This window comes from Rubripirellula tenax, from assembly GCF_007860125.1.
Lineage (GTDB): Bacteria > Planctomycetota > Planctomycetia > Pirellulales > Pirellulaceae > Rubripirellula > Rubripirellula tenax.
The window spans coordinates 813,720-830,003 of the sequence record NZ_SJPW01000001.1; the positions used below are offsets into that span (position 1 = coordinate 813,720).

At 54.5% G+C, this 16,284-nt stretch carries 12 protein-coding genes; 7 read left to right on the forward strand and 5 right to left on the reverse strand.

Going from position 1 to position 16,284, the window contains the following annotated elements:
* Window positions 1-153 precede the first annotated feature (153 nt).
* The 5 genes from Poly51_RS02960 (at window position 154) to Poly51_RS02980 (ending at window position 6,494) form a co-directional block, all read left to right on the forward strand.
* Window positions 154-1,011, forward strand: coding sequence for a polyprenol monophosphomannose synthase (locus Poly51_RS02960; protein WP_146454059.1), 858 nt, complete (start codon window positions 154-156; stop codon window positions 1,009-1,011).
* Window position 1,012: 1 nt separating this feature from the next.
* Window positions 1,013-2,818: an ArnT family glycosyltransferase gene (locus tag Poly51_RS02965; protein WP_146454061.1), complete on the forward strand. Its 1,806-nt coding sequence runs from the start codon at window positions 1,013-1,015 to the stop codon at window positions 2,816-2,818.
* On the forward strand, window positions 2,811-3,596 hold the full coding sequence (locus Poly51_RS02970; protein ID WP_186775308.1) for a phosphatase PAP2 family protein: 786 nt from the start codon (window positions 2,811-2,813) through the stop codon (window positions 3,594-3,596). The genes Poly51_RS02965 and Poly51_RS02970 overlap by 8 nt, the downstream gene beginning before the upstream one ends.
* Before the next feature lie 384 nt (window positions 3,597-3,980).
* Window positions 3,981-5,381, forward strand: a complete 1,401-nt coding sequence (locus Poly51_RS02975; protein WP_146454065.1) for a Na+/H+ antiporter NhaA — start codon at window positions 3,981-3,983, stop codon at window positions 5,379-5,381.
* 54 nt (window positions 5,382-5,435) lie between these two features.
* Complete coding sequence (locus Poly51_RS02980) at window positions 5,436-6,494, forward strand: LOG family protein (protein ID WP_146454068.1); 1,059 nt, start codon at window positions 5,436-5,438, stop codon at window positions 6,492-6,494.
* Window positions 6,495-6,526: 32 nt separating this feature from the next.
* Here the strand turns inward: Poly51_RS02980 and Poly51_RS02985 are convergent, their stop codons facing one another.
* A complete protein-coding gene (locus Poly51_RS02985) occupies window positions 6,527-7,939 on the reverse strand; it encodes an L-serine ammonia-lyase (RefSeq protein ID WP_315853651.1) in 1,413 nt (470 codons plus the stop codon).
* A gap of 400 nt (window positions 7,940-8,339) precedes the next feature.
* Here Poly51_RS02985 and Poly51_RS02990 point away from each other — a divergent pair, with 400 nt between their 5' ends.
* Entirely contained in the window at window positions 8,340-10,355 is a 2,016-nt protein-coding gene (locus Poly51_RS02990; RefSeq protein ID WP_146454070.1) for a hypothetical protein, read from the forward strand.
* 640 nt (window positions 10,356-10,995) lie between these two features.
* Window positions 10,996-11,973 carry a hypothetical protein gene (locus tag Poly51_RS02995; RefSeq protein ID WP_146454072.1) on the forward strand — a complete coding sequence of 326 codons (978 nt, stop codon included), beginning with the start codon at window positions 10,996-10,998 and terminating at the stop codon, window positions 11,971-11,973.
* 24 nt (window positions 11,974-11,997) lie between these two features.
* On the opposite strand, the gene Poly51_RS03000 is transcribed toward Poly51_RS02995, so the two are convergent.
* The 4 genes from Poly51_RS03000 to Poly51_RS03015 all read right to left on the reverse strand — a co-directional run bounded on the left by Poly51_RS03000 (window position 11,998) and on the right by Poly51_RS03015 (window position 16,071).
* Window positions 11,998-12,438: a transposase gene (locus Poly51_RS03000; protein ID WP_146454074.1), complete on the reverse strand. Its 441-nt coding sequence runs from the start codon at window positions 12,436-12,438 to the stop codon at window positions 11,998-12,000.
* The gene (locus Poly51_RS03005) at window positions 12,434-12,742 is read right to left on the reverse strand and encodes a hypothetical protein (RefSeq protein WP_146454076.1); all 309 of its coding nucleotides are present in this window, start codon (window positions 12,740-12,742) and stop codon (window positions 12,434-12,436) included. The genes Poly51_RS03000 and Poly51_RS03005 overlap by 5 nt, the downstream gene beginning before the upstream one ends.
* Window positions 12,743-12,895: 153 nt before the next feature.
* Window positions 12,896-14,455, reverse strand: a complete 1,560-nt coding sequence (locus Poly51_RS03010) for an arylsulfatase (protein WP_146454078.1) — start codon at window positions 14,453-14,455, stop codon at window positions 12,896-12,898.
* A 146-nt stretch (window positions 14,456-14,601) separates the two neighbouring features.
* Window positions 14,602-16,071, reverse strand: a complete 1,470-nt coding sequence (locus Poly51_RS03015; protein ID WP_146454080.1) for a sulfatase family protein — start codon at window positions 16,069-16,071, stop codon at window positions 14,602-14,604.
* Between the last annotated feature and the right edge of the window lie 213 nt (window positions 16,072-16,284).

Genomic DNA, 16,284 nt, shown 5'->3' on the forward strand with positions numbered 1-16,284 from the left:
AAGTCGCTCGTTTCAAATGCTTTCAAATATTTGAAAGGCAATTTCGTGCTCGGACGCACGTCGCTGGGGGTGATTGCGATGACCTTGTGAAAGGCCAGCCAAATTGATACACCCCAAACGGAACGACTCACACCCCTGCAGCGACGATGTGCCATGCGTCTACCATTCCCTGATTTATCGATCATTGTGCCGACCTATCAGGAGGCGGGGAACCTTGCTGAGCTTTTTCGTCGGATCGAAGCGTCGGTAACGGCCGCAGAGCTCAATACAGAAGTTTTGGTTGTTGACGATCATAGCCAGGATGGAACCGTCGAACTTTGCGAGAAATTCGTCTCGTCGGTTCCATTGAAATTGATCGTTCGCACCGACGAACGAGGTTTGTCGAGCGCCGTGATGCGAGGCTTCCGCGAGGCGCGAGGAGACATTCTGTTGGTTATGGATGCGGATCTATCGCATCCTCCCGAGCGCATTCCTGCGATCATCGCTGCGCTGAACAGTCAGAAGGATAGCCAACCGCCAGTCGAAATGGTGATCGGCAGTCGCTACATCGAAGGTGGATCCACGACGGAGGACTGGGGCTGGATTCGTTGGCTCAATTCGAAAATTGCCACACTGGCTGCCCGACCGTTTACGTCCGCCAAAGATCCAATGGCCGGGTTCTTCGCACTGCATCGACTCAGTTACGAGTTGGCCGCCGATCGGCTCGATCCGATTGGCTACAAGATCGGGCTTGAGCTGATCGTTAAATGTCAGTTTCGCAATGTGCAGGAAATCCCTATCCAGTTTTGCAATCGCACGGTCGGCGAAAGCAAACTCAATCTGCGGCAGCAACTGCTGTACTTAACACACATCAAGCGTCTGCTCGCCTTTCGGATCTGGGGTGACACGGCGGATCATGGCGATGCCGACTTGGCGACTCCGATGATTGCAGGTCGAATCGAAGAAACGCCGATCGTTTCCGCATCGTTACAAGAGGGACGTCACGCGGAGATCCGGAAAAAGGCTGCGTGAAATGGCAACTCCGAAGAAACGAGTGACCGAAGTAGGCTCGGACGCGGAATCGCTGGATCGATCAACTTGGTGGCGAGAGCCAACCTTGTGGTTGTTATTGATTGTTGCATCGGTCGCTTACTTCAGTCGACTAACGGACCGACCCATGCGGGGCGAAGAAACTCGCCGCGGTCTCGTTGCTGCAGAGATGATGCAAAGTGGTGATTGGATCGTACCTCGCGAGCAAGGCGAACTGTTTCTGAGCCGACCTCCGATGCAGAACTGGATCATCGCCGGTTTCGCATCGTTTCGCGGCAAAGTCGATTGTTGGTCGGTGCGCGCACCCAGTGTGATCGCATTGTTGATGACGATGCTTCTGATTTACGGTTACGTACGTCAGTTCTTCTCTCAGTTGGCGGCTACTGCCGCGTCAATCGCTTACGGGACGACCGGACAGGTCGTCGAGATGGGGCCGCTAGGTGAGACCGAGTCGATGTACGCTCTGATGGTCGGCGGCTCGCTGTTGCTCTGGCACTGGGGCTGGACCGCGAACTGGAATGCGGCGGTTACATGGAGTCTGGGTTACGCGTTTGCCGCTGTGGGAATGTTAGCAAAGGGGCCTCAGGCACCCGTGTATTTCATCGTGCCGGTATGCACTTTTTTGATTTGTAGCAGCCAATGGCGACTGATTTTGACGCGTTCCCACGCGATCGGAATCTTCGTATTTATGGCGATCTGGAACGCTTGGAATATTCCGTTTTGGATGCAGGTCGGAACGGAGTCAATGATTCAGATGTATCGCAATGATATCGCGCTGAGATTCAACGACGATCATTGGGCACCGCTCGTCAGTCATCTGTTTTGCTACCCATTTGAAACTTTGATCTGTCTGTTGCCTTGGTCGTTGTTGTTGCCAGCGTTGTTGCTGCCAAGCTTCTGGAGATTCGATGCCAGGACGAATCCGCTCGTCCGTTTTCACCTGATCGCCATCGGAACGACATTTCTATCGGTGTGGTTCGCAGTCGGTGCAAAGACCCGCTACTTCATGCCACTGTATCCTTGCTTTTCAGTCTTGTTCGCGGTCGTCATAGAGCGGTGTTTTGCGGCGGAGAATTATCGTCGCTCGCAGCGATCTCGCGGGGCGATTCTTGCAGCCGATCGTTCGCGTCGACTGATCTGGGTGGGATCGTGGCGTCGATTTCAGCTTGGGTTTCTTGTCGCCATGCTTTGCGGTGCGTTCGCGTTGACCATCGTGATCTTGACCGATCAATCTTCGAGAATCGCTTCGGATCGGGTGCGTCTCGCAACGGTTCTTTGTGTCACCGTCGTTTTGATTGTTGGAACCGCCCGCGCATACTGGTTTCGGAATGTTGAGGAAACGGAATCCGACTGCGTCCGGCAACGAACCGAAATGTCCGGACTCTTTGCGATGGGTGCCTTTGTTTGGTTGGCATACTTTGGGGTGGCAATGGATCCGATTGTCGAAGATGCTTTTGATGTCCGCCCAGATGTCGCGAAAGTGGGCTTTGAAATTCCGGATGGCCAGACGCTAGCGAGTACCGGCCATATATCCCATTGGTTCACGTTTCATTTTGGTAGGACGATACCAATCATCGGAATGGATCCCGATCAGTGGCCACCGGACACGAATTACGTTTGCTACTACTCCAATACCGAATTTCCAGAATCCGAGCGAAGTCGTTTCGAGATTGTGGGCAGCGTGGTCGTCCAGAGCAACGGTCCGTCACCTCGATCGATCATCGTGACAAGACGATTGGAAGATCGCATCGCGGATAAGAACGTTGATGAAAGGAGAACTTATGAATGACCTGAATATCAGTGGTCGCGGTTCCCGGTCTCACTATTCCGTATTCGGAAGTTTCCAGCTGTTGACCCTGCTGTGGGTATCCGTTGTCGCGATGTTAATGGTTCCATTGATGACGCTGGTCGACGTACCGATCGCGGATTGGATCCATCGAAATCCGATGCCTCAGTGGATCGAAACGATCCTCGGCTACACGGTACTTTACTCTCAACCGCTCGGCGTCGTTGTGACGTTGACGCTGGTACTGGCTTTGTCGCGAAAACGACGCCGATGCGTGCCACGATTGGCAACGCTGGCGATCGGAGCGGGATTGTTGGCCAACTTGATCAAGGTTTTTGTTCTGCGCCCGCGTCCGGGTGATCTGCAGTTCGAGGCCATCAATCATGAATACGCTTGGATCTGGACTTTTGATTGGACGCTCGCCCACATTGCATCATTCGATCCTGGCACGCGAGCGTTTCCGAGCGCTTCGTTGGCGACGGCGATGGCGTTGACCGCGGGACTCTGGGTGCTGGCCCCGAGCACGCGAAAGTACGCAGTGATTTTATGTGTCGGCACTCTGTTGCAGCGGGCTCTATGCGGCGCCCACTTTGCGAGCGACTTGTGTGGATCCGCGTCGTTGGGGCTTGCTTGGGCCTATATCTGCTTGCATCCTCGGCTGATGGGAACGATCTTTGATCGGTTCGAACCCGACCGAGAATTATTGCAGCGAAAGGTCCGTCTTGCGACGAACGAAGCGAGCGATCCAATCGACGTTGAAGAGCATCGTCGCGCGGCGTAGTACAGCAAGATTGCTGAATAATGCCGCAGTCTTAAATTGACATGGGTTACAAGCGTTTGGTGGCAGCAAGGGATTCTCCGCGTTTCGCTCACTGTAACCGTTTTGTCGCCGGGGACTGCAGGCGAGGGACTGGCCACTCCGCTTCTTCTCGCGTGGTAAGTCAGCAAATGGCGAGCGAAAACGATGGTTTCGCCGTGTTAGGGCGCACTGCGCTCAGCCCACTATTCGGCACAATCGATACGGTTTGCCGAATTCCTGGCTTCTTGTTTCTGTTGCCCAGTTCACGAACCACGCTCGTGACCAAGGTTTCTCAAGGCATGCATTCGGTTCCCATGGTGGGGATCGGGCTGCTGTTGAAATGCTGCTTGAGGGGCAAAGCTTCCGATGTCGAACCACAAAAAGAAACGCGGACTGTTCCGCAAGCTGATCGATAATTCGTTTCTATTGATAGCCGGTGCGACGATCGCATTGGTTTGGGCCAACGTGGCTCACCAGACTGATAATCATTCTTACCACGATTTCGTTCACTTCGACGTCACGTCGTTGTGGAGCAGTCATGCGGACGTTGCCCACCAATCAGCCGATGGCGCCATCGACGCGACCCTCGTTTCTGCGTCGCCCGAACACGCCGAGCACACAGTCGCGACCGCATCCCATGACGTCGAAACGAAACCCGAAGGGTTCGTTCAGCACGCGGCACACGGGCTTAGCATTCACTTCATCATCAATGACATTCTGATGGCTCTGTTCTTTGCCATCGCCGCGAAGGAGGTTTGGGAGTCGCTGTTACCGGGCGGTTCCCTGAATGAGCCTCGCAAGGCAGCGACGCCATTGCTCGCAACAGTGGGCGGGATTTTAGGTCCGGCGTTGATCTATATGATCGGTTCGTACTTTACCGGGACAACCGCCGACCTTGGAAACGGATGGGCCGTTCCGTGCGCGACCGATATCGCGTTTAGCTACTTAGTCGCGCGAGTTATTTTTGGCGCCGGCCACCCCGCGATCGCTTTCTTGTTGTTGTTGGCGATTGCCGATGACGCCGCCGGATTAATGATCTTGGCGATCTTTTATCCGCAAGCTCCGATCGTGCCGCAGTGGTTGATGTTGACCGTTGTGGCGATGTGCGGTGCGATGATGCTGCGACGATCGAAGGTCCACTCTCACTGGGCTTACCTAATGGGACCCGGCGTGGTTTGCTGGTTCAGTTTCTATCTGGCCAACATTCACCCCGCACTTGGGTTGGTTCCTATCATTCCGTTGTTGCCTCACGCTCACACCGACTTGGGTATTTTCGCTCGCGAGGAACTCGATCGCCACGACACGCTGAACGAGTTCGAGCATTGCTGGAAGTTGCCGGTCGAGTGCTTCTTAGGGCTCTTCGGGCTGGCCAACGCCGGCGTTGTGATGAGCAGTTTGGGTACGGGTACCTGGTTGGTTTTGGCCGGTTTGTTGATCGGCAAGCCTGTGGGCATTACCGCGATGACGTTGTTCGCCGAAAAAGGCTTGAAGTTAGAGAAACCCGCCGGCATGGACTATCGCCACGTTGTTACGCTGGGAATGGTCGCGGCACTCGGATTTACGGTCGCGTTATTCGTCTCGGTCGCCGCATTCACCGTGCCCGGAGCAATCCAGGATTCGGTGAAGATGGGTGCGCTGCTAAGCTTTGCAGCAGCACCGATCGCGATCGTGATGGGACGAGCCTTACGAATCGTGCCGGTGGCTACCGTTACCGAAGACGAAGACCAAGATCACAATTCCGTGACGCCGGCAGCGAACGTCGCCTAACCGGCAAATCGTCTCGGAATCCACGAACCTACGCCTTTTGCCCCTCAAAGAGTCATGGACCAAGACGAAAATCCCCTTGCGATCCCGCCATCGCTTCCCAAAGAAGCGATCGGCGAGGATGAACATAAGCGTCCCCAGCCGGCCGACGATCCGATTTCGAGCGTTGATTCGCAAGACTTGTACCGAGTCATGCGGCACACGATCGACCGTTTGGAAAAAGACGCGACCACGCGAGGTGACCTGAAAATTCTGTCGCGTACGATCCGCGAACTCCGGTACGCCTTCACGGTGTTTCGGCCGTACCGTCGTCGGCGCAAAGTCACGATCTTCGGTTCGGCACGAACTTTACCAGAACATCCCGAGTATCAGGCGGCCGTTGAAATCGGTCGTCGATTCGCCGGTCACGGCTGGATGGTGATTACGGGCGCCGGCGGCGGCATCATGGAAGCCGGTCACCGCGGCGCAGGTCGCGAAGCCTCGATGGGGCTGAACATCATGCTGCCCTTTGAACAAGGTGCGAACCCGTACATCGAAGGCGATTCGAAACTTGTCACGATGAAGTATTTCTTCACGCGCAAGTTGATGTTCGTCAAAGAGTGTAGCGCCGTCATTTGTTTGCCCGGCGGATTCGGAACCATCGACGAAGCGTTTGAAACGATCACGTTGATGCAAACGGGCAAGCAAACAATGATTCCGTTGGTGTTGGTGGACCACCCCGATGGCAGTTACTGGCGCGACATGGGCGAATTCATTCGCAAGCAATTGCTTGGCAACGGAATGATTAGCCCCGCTGATGTCAACCTTTACAAGATCACCAATTCGATCGACGAAGCGATGGAAGAAGTGCTCGGTTTCTATCGCGTCTATCACAGCATGCGATACGTCAACGATCACGTGATCATGCGGCTGAAACGTCGCTTGTCTAATGAACACTTGGAACAAATCCAAGCCAAGTTCAACGACATCCTGGTCGACGGCACGTTCCAACAACGCGACGCATTGCCGGAAGAAAGCGGTGAACCCGATTTAGCCGATATGCCGAGATTGGTTTTTCATTTCAACCGCCGCTCGCTCGGTCGATTGAGAGTCTTGATCAACTACATCAATCGCTAGCCGGCGGCATCATTTGACGTCCAAGCGGTAGCTCAGCATTCACTGACGTTGACGGTGATCTGGACCGCTAGGCCGCCTTCGGATGTCTCCTTGTACTTGGCGTTCATGACCTGGGCGGTTTCCCACATCGTGCGGACGACCGCGTCAAGCGAAACGCGTGCTTGCGACGGGTCGCGTTGCAGCGACATCTGCGCAGCCGTGATGGCTTTGATCGCCCCCATCGCGTTTCGCTCGATGCAGGGAATCTGAACCAGACCGCCGACGGGATCGCAGGTCATTCCTAAATGATGTTCCATCGCAATCTCGGCTGCTTCGGTTGCCTGCCTTGGCGTGCCGCCAAGGCTTTCGGTCAGCGCCGCAGCAGCCATCGCGGAGGAGACACCGATCTCGGCTTGGCATCCACCCATCGCCGCCGAGATGGTCGCTCCCTTTTTGAAAATGCTACCGATTTCTGATGCCGTCAACAGAAAGTAAATCCACGAATCGTCCTTGCCTTCGCAAAAGCAAAGGTAGTACATCAGCACGGCCGGAATCACCCCCGCCGCGCCATTGGTCGGCGCCGTCACCACGCGACCCATCGCGGCGTTCTCTTCGTTCACCGCCAACGCGAAACAACTGACCCAGTCCAGCACGCGCCGAAAATCGATTGACTGCTGTTTGATCGCGATCGTGAATGCCTCAAGGTCGGAAGCACAACGCTCGCCTAGCAGATGGGTGGCCGTCTGCGAGGCTCGACGACGAACATTCAATCCACCGGGCAAAACCCCATCGGTTTGGCAACCGCGCTGAATACTTTCAAGCATCGCGTCCTTGATCGCCGTCAGCTCCGATCGCAATTCGGTGTCGCTGCGTAGCGAACGCTCATTGTGCATCACGACTTGGGAAATTCGCAGCCCTTCGCGGTCGCAGTGCCCTAGCAAATCAGCAGCCGTTTCGATCGGCCAAGGCATCGACGCAAATTCAGACTCAAACGTTTCACCCTGCCGAACCACGAATCCGCCACCGATGGAATAGAATTCTTGTTGGATCGTGCCCTCGCCAGCCAGCGTCGCCGTGAACCGCAATCCGTTGGGGTGATCGGGCAACTGTGCATCACGGTGAAAGACAATATCTGTACCTGGGTCGAAGTCAATCTGGTGATCTCCCCACAATGTGATCCTTTGGGTGCTCGCAATCTGACTCAGAACTCCGTCGATCGCGGTAACGTCGATGGTTCGTGGATCGTGGCCGCCCAAGCCCATCTGTACGGCGATGTCGGTACCATGGCCCTTTCCCGTCTTGGCGAGCGATCCAAACAGATCAACGGATACTCGCAACACGTTCGGTCGATCCGACACGGAGATCTCATCAAGAAATCTAACGGCCGCCTTCCAAGGTCCCATCGTGTGCGAACTCGACGGGCCGACGCCAATCTTGAACATGTCGAAAACGCTGAGTGATTGCACGGTCGGAAACTCGCGAGAGAAATGTTCTTGTCATCAAGATCACGCTCCGCAAATCATACCCAGAACCACTGGAACAATCGAATTTCCGCCGGAGCTGAACGGCGTTTTACCATGGCAACGGTTTCACGTTCTAACAGATGCTCTCGAATCAACGCAAACGGGTCGTCTTTCACTATCGCATTCGTGTTCGGCTGGTCATCAAACGCCCGTGGCACGCTGGCAGAATCGGTGAACGCGAAAACAGATTGCACGTGATTCATCGAAGATGCTTCGCGGGATAGCCAAGAATTTATTGTGCGAATGACGATCGTGTTTCCACCACGTAGGTAGGCTGATTGATGATACTGTAGCGATGGATGGGCTTCTTTTCGGTCGCAGGACTGCTTGCAGTTCGTCCACAATGAAAATCCTTGCAAAATCGTTTGTCGTTCTGGAAGCGGCGGCTATGCGAATCCGCGTCTTTGTTGAGTTTTCCATCCTTCGCGTTCACACGCCTCTTTCCTGCGTTTGCAAATTGAGTCTCGTTATGTTTCGATCGGTTGTTCTTGTGAGTCTCGTGCTGGTCGTGGCGTCCAGTGGTTTGTCCTTTTCGCAGGAAAACCAAGAACGAATGCCGCGAGAGGACGTCGTCGATGTCCCTGCCATCGGTAGCGGCTTGGTCGTCAGCAATGTTTTTCAAACGAACATGGTTCTGCAGCGAGACAAGCCTGTGTTTGTGTGGGGATGGGCGGACGCTGGCGAGAAAGTCACGGTCACGTTTGGCAGAAAGGAACAGGTCGTGATGGCCGCCGGGAACCGATCGTGGAAAGTGGAGCTTCCAGCGATGGCCGCCAATTCCGAACCTCGCGCGATGACGGTCCAGGGAGCAAAGCAGACGCTAACGCTAGAGAACATCCTGGTCGGCGACGTCTGGCTGCTGGGCGGGCAAAGCAACATGGAGTTCCCGCTGGACCGAATCGAAAACGGGCAGCTCGAAATCGTGTCGGCGAATTACTCGAACATCAGGATCTTGACCGTTCCAGCCCCCAACGGGCCCGACGATCGAATCGGTTTCACGCGGCTGCATGAGTGGAGCGGATGGTTTGGACGACACTATCGCAAAGGTGATTGGGATGTCTGTTCGCCCGGGATCGCACGAGAGCTGTCGGCCATCGGATATGTCTTTGCGCGTCGCATCCATATGGCGACCCAAGTGCCGATCGGTATCATCGACGCGTCGCGCGGCGGAACAACCGTCGAAACGTGGGTCCCCGATCCGGTGCTACGCAAAGTGGAATCGGAACAAGTGAAAACGTTACTGGTCGAATGGGACGAGAAAGTCGCAGCTTGGGATCCGCAGGCGGATCTGGACGGTCGTATCGAAAGCTACCGACAAAAGGTCGCGAGATTCGAAAAGGAAGGCAAGAAGATGACGACGGGCGAAACGGAGCCCGCCGACCTTCGCCCAGGGCCAGCCATGGATCACAACCATCCCGGAAATTGTTATGCGAACATGATCTCGCCGATCGCCGGTTTGCAAATCAAAGGCGCAATTTTCCATCAGGGATACAACAACTGTTTTGACGGAACGCAGGGGACGATCATGTATCGTCAGCTACTTCCGGAAATGATTCAAGCTTGGCGGGCTGCGTTCAACGATTCGGCGATGCCCTTTGGGATCATCTCACTGTGTACCGACGGGCCCGTGCAAACGCTCGACAACTATTGCGAAATGATGTCCAACGCGGGACCGTATCTCCGCGAGGCTCAGTACCAAACGTTTCTGGATCTCTACAAGTCGGGCGACAAGAACATCGGGTTCACCAGCACGTATGATCTCCGTCGTCGTTGGTACCATCCCCAACTGAAGATCCCGGCCGGCGAGCGAATCGCACGCTGGGCACTGGCCACTCAGTACGGATTCGACAAGGCGATTCGTTGGAAGCCGCCGATGGTCCAGGACATGAAAACCGAGGACGGTCGAATCGAGTTACAGCTTGATGAACCCGCCGACGCGATCGACGACGGAGGCCCGATCATGGGCTTCGCAGTGGCCGGTGAAGACCGAAAATTCCATCCCGCCACTGCAACGCATCGGGTCACTGGCAAAGACGCTCGAGGCCAATCCAAGTTGGACAAGACAACAATCGTGCTAAACAGTCCGATGGTTCCCCAACCGATTCACTACCGCTACGCATGGGCGCGAAGTCCGCTGGGCAATCTGCAAGCCGATCGAATTACCGACATCCCCTTCGCCACCCAACGCAGCGACGACTGGCCGCTAGAGAATACTCCGCTAGGCGTGATCGGTGACGATGCGCCGACAAAATTAGATCGACAACAACAAAACACCGTTAAGGAAGCTCTTCGAAAGCAGGACTTGGAACGGCGCAAGCTACAGGCACAAACGCTGCTGAAACATTTGGGCAACGACTAGTTTCGATAGCAAATACATGGGCACTTGAAACCTCCCAAGCCGACGCGATCGCGTAAACGAGCGCCGGTTGCAGAGCACCTCATCGCGGTTTGGTCCCGCATAGGAGTCTGGCGAATCGTAGTCTGCTGTGCCGGTCTTTTCGCCTCCACCGACGCAGCATTTGTGCGGCCATGGGACAGTAACTTTTGCGACCATCCTGACAGAACGTTTCGCGGTTGAAAGAGCGAAAGACGGGGATGCTGATTTGTCCTCGGAGAAATGGATGGCGGATTGCAGGGCTGAGTTAGAATTTGCGCCTAAATAAGACCTGGACGAAACATTGCGCACAAAGGTCGTCAACCAGGAAGTCTTCCTACTCTCTTTCCTCTTCCCGTCGTTGTGGGCGACAAAATGCGTCAGGCAGACTCGATGGTTCACCATCCGCTGGACGGGTTCCTGGTGTCGCTTTGTTCAGTTTTTTTGTGCAATGCAATCTGTTAGAAGTAAACAATGCGCAACCAAACCCGCATGCGTTAGCCGAGTGGAGTTCTGCTGAATTGTCGAGCACCCACACGGCAACGGCCGCTTCACCGTCAACTCACCGCTTTCTCCTTCTGCTAGCTCCAAATTCAGAAATAGATCCTGTTTGATTGCAGGGAAGTTGACTCGTTCGATCCTAACCGTTGGAGAATCAATGATGAGAAATGGACTTACAATCGTCGGTGCGCTGATCGCCTTGAGCACGTTCGGCTTACCAAAGGCGGAAGGGCAGCTTCAGATCGCTTCCGTTTTCAATGGAACATTGGTGGTGGTTGCAGGTAACGGTTCAGACACATTCGGCATCTCAAATTTCGACAACGATGCAACAAAGATCGAACTCAAAGACTATGTGACAACACCCGCGACAGTTCATCAATTTGAGAATGTCTCCAACGTATGGATAGATCTCGGAGGTGGCGACAATGTATTGCTCACCTATGGACCGAGTTACACCGCGCCGAACACAATTCTTGGAAGTTGCTCAGTTTTCGGTGGTAGTGGCGACGATCACGTTCAGGTTTCTGCATTAACAATTTACCTCGATACGGAAATCAGCTTAGGGAACGGCGACAACGAAGTGCTCTTCGGCAATTGTCATTTGCTGGCCGATTTTCGAATCGAAACGGGAACAGGCCGTGACGTCATTGGTGGCGTCTCTGGCTACGACGGAGTTTACGGAGAAGCCTTGGGAGATTGCGATTTCAACCTTGGTGCTGGCGACGACGAACTTCACATGAACGCATTCGAGTGTGCCGGTGAGTTCAGTCTTGCCACTGGTAGCGGTCGCGACTTCATCCGAATCCATGGTTCCTCGGGTGGTCGGCCAAGTCTTTTTCAGCGGAACTGTGCGATACGCACGGGTAGAGACAAAGATACCGTTCAAGTTTTCACGACCGATGTATCTCAACGGCTGAGTATCGAATTAGGATCGGGCAACGATGACCTTTGGATCGACGATACGTCTGCCAATGGCCATTTTCTCTCTGGCGGTTCGGGCTCTGACGAAGGCGATAAGTTTGCATCGCCACTTTTAAACGGCCTACAGTCATTCACCGTCGGATTCGAAACTGGAAATCTCTCAAACTCATTTAGTAAGTAAGCCCCCCACCGACCTTAAGCCTGTTCATAGAGTTACGCATTGACGCGTCATGCTACTCAGTTCGTTCTCCGCGATGTTGAGCCAACTGCCGTGCTTATGCGTGTAATGAAACTCAATTTGACTGGCCAATGCGAAGGCTCGCTCCGGTTCAAACGCTTCGTAAAAAGATCCTTCGGTGTGCGTGTTGAGCTTGTCACAAACAACGATTGCTTTTTCTCGGTCGGCGTAACGGCCCTCAAGCAGTTCGGCCATCACTTCGGCGAAATCGATCTTCGTCTTCGTTGGGCGAATGGTGGCTTGGCGCCAGCCCGCTAGCGGTTCGGCGAGCATGAATGCGTTGGCTACACCAGCACGTTCATACTCGTAGTCGACGCGGCGATCGGAGTCTTGACTTCCTTGACCAGCCGCACCGGTTGCTCGTCTATGTAGAGCACGGGAATCGCCGCATTGTGCGGCTTCTCTAATCTTTCTTGCCCTTGAGCCCTTTGGCCTTCAAGCTCGCGTAGGCTTCGCGGCGTTGCTCTGACATTTTCCAAGTGATGCCGGCGGACTCGAAGAGAGCCTTTTCCTTAGCGATCGCTTTCTGTCGAAGTGACTCCAGCTTCTCCTTTTGCTCGTCCGTCAAATCTTTGACGGCTTCCTTGATCGCGTCCATGGTCTTCGGGCGTTCGGTCGGTTGCGTCTTCGTTTCGGTTTTTACAGTAAATTCTTGAGCGATTACCTTTGAGACGCCGGCAACGGTAGAGATGAAAGCGATGCCGGTGATCAAGATTGCGCGAGTGAACATGAGTGACCTTGGAGGGAAAGTTGTCAAAAAAGAAGCGAAAACGTGAATGGTCGCGAGCTGGCAAATGCCACCCATGCGCGGATCGTATCGTAATTCGCCGCAGGTCGGAACGCGATTGCGTACATTTATCGTGTGCTAACGCACGCCGGCTGATCGCTTTTTCTTCTCATTGTCAACCTTAACTTTCAACCCCGTGCGTTTCGCCCAGTCGAACCACGCGTTGCTCATCCTTTCGGTGCGCTCAGGCTCAGCAGCCGAAAGGTCATCCGTTTCACATCGGTCCTTGGCCAGATCGTAAAGCTCCCAAGCTTTGCCACTGCTATCCCAGACGACTTTCCAGTTGCCTTCGCGTAGCGCACGACTGCCCGACCATTCCCAAGCAAGTTGATCGTGACGTTGCCGCGTTTCGCCGTCGAGAATAGGAATCAGGCTTCGGCCTTCGACAGGAAGAATCTGCTGGCCCGCGTATTGCGTGGGATACGATGCATCGGCCAGTTCCAAAAACGTTGGCATGAAGTCGATGATGTGTGCGGGTTGCCGCGTGATCGTGTCGGCCTTGATGTGACCCGGCCACCAGGCGATGCACGGTGTGCCGATGCCACCTTCGTGAGTCCGGCTTTTGTGTTTTTTGAACGGTGCGTTTTGAGCCCAACCCCAAGCTGGCCCAACGGACGCGTAGTATTCTTTGGGTCCTGGGACGATGTCCGACCCTCGCCCACCAGGCTCTTCGGCACAGCCGCCGTTGTCGGACAGAAAAAAGATAACCGTGTTGTCCGCGACCTTCGCCTGTTCCAATGCTTCGCGAAGTCGACCGATGTTCTGATCCATCGAATCAATCATCGCGGCGTAAACTGCCATACGCAAATCTTCGTGGTCTTGGTCGGCTGACTCCCAATCATACGCACCCGAATCCGCTGCCGATAGTTTCCATTGTTCATCGGCCAAGCCCATTTGCTGAAGCCGATCCCAACGTTGCTCACGCATCTTGAACCAACCGCCGAGCTCTTTGAACTTGCCTTGATATTTCGCGATGTCTTGGGGCTTGGCATGTAGCGGATAATGGGGAGCCGTGTAGGTGAGGTGAATCATGAACGGGCGATCGTTCAGCGTGAACTTCTTTACACAATCGATCGCGTGATCCGTAAAAGCATCGGTGGTATAGAAATTGGCGGGGAATTCTTTGATCACCTCATTGTTGTGCCCAAATTCGCGAACCTTGCCTCCCTTGTAAGGCGGATCGGCAATCGAAGGGTCGAAAAAGTTGCAGCATCCGTCCAACAATCCATAGAACTCGTCGAATCCACGGTGAAAAGGATGGGTTGTGGCGCCGCTGCCGAGGTGCCATTTACCGCTCAATGAAGTCTGGTAGCCAGCGGCTCTCATCGCTTCGCCGATCGTAACCATGTCATTGCGTAGCAGCCCGCCACGGCCACGGCGTGGATACAGTCCCGTCAAGAGAGACGCCCGCGTGGTCGTGCATTTGGCGTTGTTGTAGAACTGCGTGAATCGCAATCCTTCCATGGCCAGGCGGTCCAGGTTCGGCGTCTTCACTTCGCCACCATAGCACCCGATGTCCGACCAACCCATGTCGTCACACATGATCAGAATGATGTTGGGTCGAGTGTCTGCTGTCGCATGTGAGGCAACGCATGCGAGCAGAACTAGCGAAGTAACAATCGATCGAAACGAGAGCATTTGTGCACCGATAAAGTTAGAGTCCAATGCCGTGGCAGAGTCGGTAGCTTACCAGGATCGGTTCCTCATGCCGCTTTCATGAATGTTGTCCTGCCAGTGGAACGCAGGAAGCGGACTCGAACCTCCGTTTTAGCTGCGATCGTCCCTCAGTGACGCGTTCTTCCGTTAGCTTCGGCCTGCTCGAAAGCCGACACCAGTCGCTTCACAACATCGGGGTGCTGGTCTGCGAGGTTTGACGTTTCGCCACGATCGTTGGATAGGTCGTAAAGTTCGTGACCTTGGTCGCTGTCGCTGCCGTATCGGACGATCAATTTCCACTGACCGGTGCAAACAGCGACCGAGCTATCCTTGCCATCGCCTTGAACGAAGATAGCTTCCCGATCAGCGATGCGGTCTTCCTTTCCTAACAGGACGGGCAACAGGCTGAATGAGTCTTCTGCTGCATCCTTTGGCAAATCACTGCCCACCAGTTCGGCCGTTGTGGCGAACAAGTCGGTCAAATTGATCGTGCAATTCGATGAACTGCCTGCATCAATGCGTCCGGGCCAGCGTGCAATGAACGGAATGCGATGCCCGCCCTCGTACGCATATCCTTTTCCGTCTCGCCACGGGCCGTTCGTGACGTGCCCCAGTTTCTTAGCGTCTTCTTTGGCGGTCTTGAATTTGGTGCGTATATCACCCGAATCGTCGGCGAGGTTTAGTCGCACACCGTTTGTCCCTTTGAAATCCTTGGGCGTGGAGCCGTTGTCGCTAGTGAAAATGACGACGGTGTTTTCAGCGAGATTCAGTTCTTCTAGCGTTTGCAGGATGGTTCCGACATGCGAATCCAATTCTTGAACGTGGTCGCCAAACAGACCCGCAGTACTGCTTCCACGAAAACCTGCTGCCGGCGTGACGTGAGTGTGTGGGGCGCACGGGGTGAAGTACAGAAAGAACGGATCGGCAGCGTTCTTGCGTAGGAACGCAACGGCTTTTTCGGTCAACGTGCTGTCCACTTGGTCTTCGACGCGCGGCTCGGCCAGTCCTTCTGGGAAGTCTTTGCCTTTGACGATGCGATATTTTTGGCCCGGTTTACGGCCCACTAGATCGTGATTCTCGATGAACGCTCGTGACGAATCGTTGTGGTTGGTCGGCACGCCGAAGTGGTAGTCAAAGCCAACTTCTAATGGCCCTGTGATGGGCAGTTTGTTCCAGTCTTTGCTGTAGCCAAGGTGCCACTTGCCGATCGCTGCCGAAGTGTACCCGTGACCTTGTAAGAATGACGCGATTGTTGGTTGGTCGGGACTGAGCCGATAGCCGTTGCCTTTTTTGTGCAGTCGCCAAGGAGATTGTCCCGTCAGCAATCCGTATCGCGAAGGCGAACATAGCGACGCGGCAGAATGGGCATCCGTAAATTTCATTCCTTGGCTAGCGAGTCGATCGATGTTGGGTGTGCTGATCTGAGTCGCTCCATAACAACTGACGTCCCCATAGCCCAAGTCGTCCGCAAAGATGACGACGATGTTCGGCTTTCTGGGCTGTTTGGCGATCGCAGCCGAATGTTGCAGGAACACTGTGGCAAAAAAAATTGCTGCAATGCGCAGAATCACTGGCTGGTTTGTCACGTCAAGAATCATTGCTGAAATCGAAGGAAGGGCGAATTGTTGTTTCAAAATGTAGTGGACGAGGTTACGAGTTCTCGCGTACAAATTCATCGCTCACAGGACTCGTAACCTCGGAAAACGCCGGGATAAACCGGTTTGGAATAGAGAATGAAAGTTTCTTACAGTGAAATCTTAGCCAAGAACGCTGGCCCTGAGTCGTACGCTGACCGTGGTGACACGTTGGGT